This window comes from Synechococcus sp. R65.1, assembly GCF_047461755.1.
Taxonomy (GTDB): Bacteria; Cyanobacteriota; Cyanobacteriia; order Thermostichales; family Thermostichaceae; genus Thermostichus.
Genome location: NZ_JANSHU010000001.1, coordinates 189,906 through 197,474 on the forward strand (window position 1 = coordinate 189,906; position 7,569 = coordinate 197,474).

Annotated in this window: 7 protein-coding genes and 2 pseudogenes; 1 reads left to right on the plus strand and 8 read right to left on the minus strand. The window is 58.7% G+C overall.

Annotation, left to right across the window (positions count from 1 at the left end):
* From NW814_RS01000 to NW814_RS01030, 7 genes and pseudogenes are all read right to left on the minus strand, one after another.
* Window positions 1–257 (minus strand): annotated as a pseudogene (locus tag NW814_RS01000) (hypothetical protein); the annotation flags it as partial.
* Window positions 258–319: 62 nt separating this feature from the next.
* Window positions 320–934, minus strand: coding sequence for a tRNA-(ms[2]io[6]A)-hydroxylase (locus NW814_RS01005; RefSeq protein ID WP_414404843.1), 615 nt, complete (start codon window positions 932–934; stop codon window positions 320–322).
* A gap of 107 nt (window positions 935–1,041) precedes the next feature.
* On the minus strand, window positions 1,042–2,112 hold the full coding sequence (locus NW814_RS01010; protein WP_414404844.1) for a 3-deoxy-7-phosphoheptulonate synthase: 1,071 nt from the start codon (window positions 2,110–2,112) through the stop codon (window positions 1,042–1,044).
* 458 nt (window positions 2,113–2,570) lie between these two features.
* Window positions 2,571–3,374, minus strand: coding sequence for a DUF2993 domain-containing protein (locus tag NW814_RS01015; protein ID WP_414404845.1), 804 nt, complete (start codon window positions 3,372–3,374; stop codon window positions 2,571–2,573).
* A gap of 21 nt (window positions 3,375–3,395) precedes the next feature.
* Window positions 3,396–3,839, minus strand: coding sequence for a hypothetical protein (locus tag NW814_RS01020; RefSeq protein WP_414394172.1), 444 nt, complete (start codon window positions 3,837–3,839; stop codon window positions 3,396–3,398).
* 212 nt (window positions 3,840–4,051) lie between these two features.
* On the minus strand, window positions 4,052–4,819 hold the full coding sequence (locus NW814_RS01025; RefSeq protein ID WP_414404846.1) for a hypothetical protein: 768 nt from the start codon (window positions 4,817–4,819) through the stop codon (window positions 4,052–4,054).
* Window positions 4,820–4,879: 60 nt separating this feature from the next.
* Window positions 4,880–6,121, minus strand: coding sequence for an aminotransferase class I/II-fold pyridoxal phosphate-dependent enzyme (locus NW814_RS01030; protein WP_414404847.1), 1,242 nt, complete (start codon window positions 6,119–6,121; stop codon window positions 4,880–4,882).
* Window positions 6,122–6,697: 576 nt separating this feature from the next.
* On the opposite strand from NW814_RS01030, the gene hpf reads away from it, so the two are divergent.
* Window positions 6,698–7,279 (plus strand): ribosome hibernation-promoting factor, HPF/YfiA family, encoded by a 582-nt coding sequence (gene hpf, locus NW814_RS01035; RefSeq protein WP_414394169.1) that lies wholly within the window; start codon window positions 6,698–6,700, stop codon window positions 7,277–7,279.
* 76 nt (window positions 7,280–7,355) lie between these two features.
* On the opposite strand, the pseudogene NW814_RS01040 reads toward hpf, so the two are convergent.
* Window positions 7,356–7,569, minus strand: a pseudogene (locus NW814_RS01040) (hypothetical protein); the annotation flags it as partial.

The following is a 7,569-nucleotide window of genomic DNA, read 5'->3' on the forward strand; positions in this document are numbered from 1 at the left end:
TTAGGCAGCCTCTGGAGTACCAACTTCCAACTGTTGCCGATTCCCCTCACCCAGGCTAAACTGGCTGCCACCCAGAGGGCGGGATCTTGGATCAACTGGCGCGTCGGCTTGCTCACCTCAAACCAAGGGTGACTCACCCGCAAATACCCCAGCAGTGATCGGCTCTGTAAACTGACGCAGCCAATGCCACCGGGCACCGTGGGCCAGATAAGCCACTCCAGGTCAATGTGGCTGTCCTCTAGGGTGCTAGCTTCCAAGCTGTGGCACCAGCAGCACCGCTGTAACTGGCCAGCCGCTGCTGTGTCGCTTGGAACTGGAGCTAGCTGTGGACACGAGGCTCGGGGTGGAGGGTAGAGAGGATCTCGGCTTCTACTTGCAGCAGGGTGTCCAGACGCTCCTGCACCTGGTCGGCGGGGAACTGCGCCAGGGCCAGATCCAGATACAACTGCCAGTGCCGTTCTTCAGCCGCTGCCAGCCAGAGGTAAAACTGCCGCAACTCGGGATCGGGGAGGTGAATTCCCAGCAGGCCCAGGCGTTCGTGGCTGCGAGCTTCGATAATGGCGGCCACTAGCAGTGCATCCAGAAGACGCTCTGGCTCATGGCGGCGCAGGTGCTGGTTGAGGCGGCTGGCGTAGGGAGCCGCTGGCAAAGGCCTAAGCAGGATCCCCAGCCGCTGCAGATGGCGATGGACTCGCTCAAAATGCTGCAGCTCCTCCCGCGCCAGCGGCGACAGAGCTTCCACCAGCTGCCCGTTGGCTGGGTAGCGGAAGAGGAGACTGAGGGCGTTACCCGCAGCTTTTTTCTCGCAGTTGGCGTGGTCTAACAAGACGAGGTCGAAGTGACGAATGGCCTGATCGATCCAGGCCGCAGAGGTAGGGGAAGCCAGTTGGAGGGTAACCACAGGTTCGAGAAAAGCGCAAAAAAGTTTTGTCAAGAACAGTTTCTCTGCCCCTTCTCCGCCAGGGGCTTGGGAAGAGGGACAATTGGATCTTAGCGTTGCCCCTCTCCCTGCTTAGACAGCCCTGGACAAGGCTGGGGCATTTAGTGGCTTAGGGCCAAGGTCTTTCCTGCCACAGTTGCCGCCATTTCCTCCAGGAGCTCCTCCGTCTCCTCCCAGCCGATGCAGCCGTCAGTGATGGAGACGCCGTACTGGAGCGGTACCCCCTTCTGCCAAGTTTGCTTGCCCGGCTTGAGGTTGCTCTCGAGCATGAGTCCCATCAAAGCCCGCTGCCCTTCCTGGTATTGCCGCAGCACTGCTCGACAGACGGATCCCTGCCGGCGGTAGTCTTTGTGGGAGTTGTCGTGAGAGCAATCCACCATCACTGAGCGCGGGATCCCTTGATCCTTCATTAGCAAAGCCGCCCGCGCCACATCTTCCGGCCCGTAGTTGGTCTTGCCGCCGCCCCCCCGCAACACGATATGCCGGTCGGGGTTGCCGGTGGTTTTTACCAAAGCCGTCATGCCGTCTTGGCCAATGCCCAGAAAACTGTGGGGGTGGCTAGCGGACACGATAGCGTTGAGGGCAATCTCCAGCCGCCCGTCAGTGCCGTTCTTGAAGCCCACGGGCATGGAGAGGCCGCTGGCCATTTCCCGGTGGGTCTGGCTTTCAATGGTTCTAGCGCCGATGGCCGCCCAGCTCACGAGATCGGCTGTGTATTGAGGAGTCACTGGATCCAGCATCTCTGTGGCGCAGGGCAAGCCCAGCTCGTTGATCTGCAGCAGGATGGAACGGGCCAGTTGCAAGCCGGTGGCGATATCGCAGGAGCCGTCCAGGTGGGGATCGTTAATGAGGCCTTTCCAGCCCACTGTGGTGCGAGGCTTCTCAAAATAGGTGCGCATCACAATCACCAGGTGCTCGCGGGTTCGGTCGGCCACCCGCTTGAGGCGATGGGCGTACTCTAGCGCCGCTTCCGGATCATGGATGGAGCAGGGGCCAACAATTACCACCAAGCGATGGAGATCCCGTCCGTGGATGATGTCGCGGATGGCCTGCCGTGTGGAGAGCACCACCTGGGCGGCCCTTTCCGTGAGGGGCAGCTTGGCTTTGACAGCAGCAGGGGTAATCAAGGGAGTTACCTCTTGAATGTTGCAGTTGTCGGTTTGGGGGGGCATAGCACCGTCGTCCTTATTGCTGCAATGCAAGTGAGGGATTCAACCACCGAGCCATCAAAAAAGCCCTGGCTCTAGGCCCAGGGCTTCAGGACGGACTCGAGTAAACTTAGCTTCTGAGTTTACGCGCCACCCTTCCGCCCTGGTTGCCGCCAGGGAAAGGTAAAGTAGCCAAAAAAGGTAGCGCGCCAGGTCATTTCCAGAGCAAGGAACTCGAAATCTGACGGATGAGACGAGTATAGCGAAAGTATACCCGAAAAGAAACCGAATTTGCCAAGGCAGGTTTAGGTTCTAGGCTGCTCCCAGGCTTCCCCATCAGAAAACGAGGAGCCGCCTTCCGCTGCTGCAGTCTGACAAGGCCGTAGCGGCAAGAGCCCCGCAAGCCTGGCAGGAACCGAGGCCATCAGCCCATCTCGGCGGGTAGACACGCCCCAAGCCTGGGGGATAAGCAGGGATCCCCGCTAGGATCCCGTCAGCGCCTCCAAGCTCTCAACCCGCACAAACCCAATGACCTGCATTTGGTCAGCGGCTATCTTCAGCTTCAGTACCCGCACCTGGATCCCCAGCTCTTCCAGCTCTTGCAGGTCAAACACCTTGCTGAGTCCTCCTAAGAACGCCTGGGTGATCTCGTCAGGAACCCGCACCGAGCCGATGGCAAACTCTGGCTCCTGAAGCCGCAACCTGCGTCCCTCTTCCACCTGGATCCCGGCGTTGAACACCACCTCAACTGCCTGCTCCCTGCTGCCGTCTTTCTCCACCAAGAGAGCGGCAAGTTGGAGGCGGTCAGGCTCCAAAAACTTGGCGCGCGGCTGGCGCAGTTCAAAATAGCGGGGTTCGCTCCCGCCCCCCCCCAAGGGCAGATCTGCCTGGATCCGCTGAAACTGCCTGAGCACCTCAGGCGAGTTGAGAGCAGCATTGAGATCCTCCTGACGCACCACGACCTGAAATGCTGCTTGCAGGGGCTGTCTCAGCCGCAAAGGAGCTCCTTGGAAAAAAGCAGGGTCGATAGCGACTGGGTCGGTTTCCAGCTCCAGAAGCTCCAGGCGCGGAAAGGGTGCCCGGTACAGCCCCCGCCCGGCAACTAGAAGGCGCTCCGCCTGGCCATTGAGTAGGCGGTAGTTAGGCTGGCTCTGGATGCGTACCTCCAAAACCTCTGCTTTATCCAGCTGGGTTAGGAGCATTTGGCGCGCTGCCTGCTCTGCCCAATAGCCTGCCCCTGCCCCCAAGGCGGCCAGCAAGGCCACTAAGGTTGCCAGGATCTCCATCCTTGCCGCCGCAGTCTGGCCTCACACAGGCTCGCCCGCGGATCCTTTGTGAGGGCTGGCTTCAATGGGTCGGTTGCCAAGAAAAGTTTTGGCAATCTTCAGACCACCTGCCATCACCGGGCGGTTGAGGGCGGGGTCATGGACGAATTTGAGGCCAGAGGCAACTATTGGGCGCCCTTCGCCCCAGGTATCGACCACTTTTAGCGTGGCAGCCGCAACTGGACGTCCATCCGCAAAGTAATCCACCACCTTTAGGGTGGAGGCCCCTACTGGTCGCTGGTCGATCTCAATCTCGCTGAACTTCACAGGGCTGGGAAACACTGGCGGGCCGATCCTCTCTCCCCCCTCCTGAGCAGCCGGTAGATCAGCACTGGCAGGCCGAGGAGCCAAATTGAGGCCGTTGCCTTGCTCCGGAGAAGTTTCTTGCTGCGGCAGCGGGCTGGGAAGACCCGTGGAAATGGCCATAGGAACCTCCTCCGTTACAGACGATTAACTTTGGAACAGGCTTTTGCCATCCTCAGCCCGGATCAAGAAAGCTGGGATCGGCGTCTCCGGATTGCTAAAGCTAAATCCTGAAGATATTCTAAACTAAGTCTAGCCTGGGATCTGCCTTTCCCTTCAGCTGCGAAACACTAGCGAGAAGAGAGGGAGCAGGAGAAGCTTAGCAGGCTGGGAGGCTAGTGCAAGGAGTACTGCAATACATAGGCCCCCTCCTGTCTTGGCTTGTAGGTGTTGGCTCGGAGGGTGTACGTGCCGCTGCGAGGCAAAAAGGCAATTAACAGGGCATCGGTGCCGCCACCCTGGTCGTCATCCCAAGCCATCACCTTCCCCTCCGGATCTAACAGTTGCAAGAAGGCATCGAAGTCAGAGCTGGTCAAGGAGGCGACCAGGATTTGGCCAGGGCGAGCAGTGATAGGGTATTCCTCCATCCAACTGCCATCTTCCGGGTGCTGAAGGGATCCTTCCTGGAGACGGCCCGATAGGGTTTGCTGCCAATTGACCTGCGTGAGGGTATAGGTCAGCCGGTAGGAGCCGCTGGCAGCCGGCTCAACGCTAGTGGCCCGCAGGGTGTAGGTGCCTTCCTGCGGCAGCCGCACTGCCAAGAGGGCGTTGACATCTAGGCCCGAGTCATCGTTAAAGCCAATTACCCGTCCCTGCTCGTCCACCAGCTCCAGATAGGGGTCAAACTCTTCACTCTCCAAGGCGGCAATCAGGATTTGCCCAGCCTTGGCTACTACAGGGATCCCATCCCAGTAGCTGCCATAGGCGCGACTAACCTTGTCCTCCGCTGTGAGGACTCCCCTTAGGGTCTGGCTGTCTCTTCCTAGGACAGATGCCAGCGGGGCTCTCCCTAGGTCTAATAGCTGGCAGCCCCCTGCCAGGGCCACCCAACTAAAGGCTAGCCAGGCTCCCCAACGGCGGAACCGTGGAGCAATAGGAGGCAACTTCCCCATCGAGGCTCTGGATTTCAATTCTACCCCCCAGAAGGGGGACAGGAACGGCCATCACAGCTCCTCCCAAGCTTGCAAGACAGCCTCTAGGGCCAGCCGCCCGTGGCTGAGATGGGTTCCTCCTTGTAAATAGACAATGTAGGGCTCCCGCAGCGGTCCATCGGCGGAGAGCTCCGCGCTGCTGCCGGCCACAAACGTGCCCGCCGCCATCACCACTGGATCGGCGTAGCCGGGCATCACCTCTGGAATTGGGGTGAGATAGGAATCTACTGGGGAGCTGCTTTGGATGGCGCGGCAAAAGGCCTGCAGCTTCTGTGGGGATCCCAGTTGAATGGCCTGAATGATGTCAGTGCGGGGTGCTTGGGGCAGCGGAGAGACGGGATAGCCTAAGTCATGGAACACCTGGGCGGCCAGGTGAGCAATCTTGACGGCCTCGGCCACCATTTGCGGAGCTAAGAACAGCCCTTGGAACAGCAGGCGGTTGAGATCGAAAGTTGCTCCTCCTTCCGAGCCGATCCCTGGTGCCGTCAGCCGGCAGGCAGCTTTCTCCACCAGTTCGGCTCGCCCTGCCACATAGCCCCCTGCTGGAGCCAGGGTGCCACCTGGGTTTTTGATTAGGGATCCAGCAATCAAATCTGCGCCTACGTGGGTGGGCTCTTGGGTTTCCACAAACTCGCCGTAGCAATTATCCACCAAGACCACCACCTCCGGGTTTTGCGCCTTGACCACCTGGATCATCTCGGCAATCTGGGCAATGGAGAAGCTGGGTCGCCAGGCATAGCCACAGGAGCGCTGGATGTAAACCAAGCGTGTTTGCGGCTTGAGGGCGGTTTTCAAGGCCTGCCAATCGACATCTCCTTCTCGCAGATCCAACTGGCGATAGGTAACACCGAACTCCCGCAAGGATCCCCGGCCGGACCCCCTTATCCCAATGACCTCCTCCAGAGTGTCGTAGGGGGGGCCAGTGATGGCCAACAGCTCATCCCCTGGGCGCAGCACCCCAAACAAAGCACAGGCAATGGCGTGGGTGCCGGAGACCATCTGCAGCCGCACCAGCGCCGCCTCGCAGCCCATGATCTGGGCAAACACTCGGTCCAAAACCTCCCGCCCCTGGTCGTCGTGGCCGTAGCCCGATACGCCGGCAAAGTGATGGGAGCCCACCTGCTGGTCGCGGAAGGCTTGCAATACCCGGGCCAGGTTCTGCCTGAGAACTTGGTCTACTGCCCGAAACCGCTCCCCCAGGGCCGCTTCCGCTCTGTCCAACAGCTCAACTACCTTCGACGGGATCCCTGCCACCTCCCCCCCTTTTCCACCCCAACTTGCTTCGAGAGCAATCTCCAGAAGCCGAAGGCCACTTTTTGGGCCTACTGACGCCAATATTGGTGTGGAATCCTGATCTTGATAGAAAGCTTAACTTCAGTCAACATCTCTTCACTTCCTTTGGTTATTAGCTTAGCTAGTTTAGACAAGGCAGCCAACGTCGCTTCTGGTATAATAGGATAAAGTAGCACGGCAGTTCCAAGCAAAAATAAGGGAGTCGCTTAGCTGGCTAGGAAAGCCAGAAGGAAGTTGTGGACCGCAGTTCGGCAGGAGAGGGAAAATTCCGGTCGTTTAGTCTCCCGAATTCAGCAGGGAAGTTGGATCAATCAAAAATTAAGGCAATCTAAATTTATCCTTAATCTCCAGTTCAAAGCCAAGAGTGAGGTGTTAACCTAGACTTAACTCCAAAGGTTAGTGCCCTTGCAAAAGCCGCACTTTAGTCAACTTTCATTGCCCCCTTTGGCCAGTTGGCGGGCGGGGAGGGTGTGGAAGCTTCTTGCAAAGGTTAGGCACTCACTTGAGGCGTAGACTGACACACTCGGGAGAGTTTCCATGGCGAAGCTTGTGATCCAAGGAAAAAACATCGAAATTACCGATGCCATCCGCAGCTACGTTCAGGAAAAAATCGAGCGAGCTGTTGGCCATTTTGCTCAGATCACCAGCGAAGTGGATGTCAATCTGTCGGTAGCCCGCAACCCCCGCATCAGTGCCAACCAATCTGCCGAAGTTACCGTTTACGCCAATGGCACTGTCATTCGAGCGGAAGAAAGTACTGAAAACCTTTACGCCAGCATTGACCGAGTGGCCGACAAAATAGCCCGCAAGCTGCGCAAGTACAAAGAGCGCAATGGCGTTCACCGCATCCGCCATTCTCCCAAAACTTCAGTGGCGGTGGCCCAGCAGCCGCCCACAAATCCTGTGAATATGAATCGGCAAGCGGAGCTGCCCCCTGAGGTAGTGCGCACCAAGTATTTCGCCATGCCGCCCATGACGGTTGAGGAGGCGATGCACCAGTTGGAGCTGGTGGATCACGACTTCTACGTGTTCCGCAACATCGAAAACGGCGAGATCAACGTCCTCTATGTCCGCAAGCACGGTGGCTATGGCTTGATCCGCCCCCACCCTAGCAGCTAGCTGCAAGATGCTTGGCAGCCCTGCTGTAGGTTCCCCATTTTGCCCTAGCGATTGCGTCTAGCCTTCGTCTAAGCCCTCAGACGCCAAGAGACTTCCCAACAGGCAACAGCTGGTGCAGGAACTGATCCTGGTGTTGGCGCAAGCTGCCCAGCTCAGGCCCATGGTTGAGCAAGACGAAGTAGGTGCCATCTGGCAACTGTCCCAACATCATCAGGCAATTGGGGGCCGATCCCACCTGGGCGACCGTGCCCGGAAGCAGGGTGCGCAGCTGCAGGGGGCTGTGGCCAAGG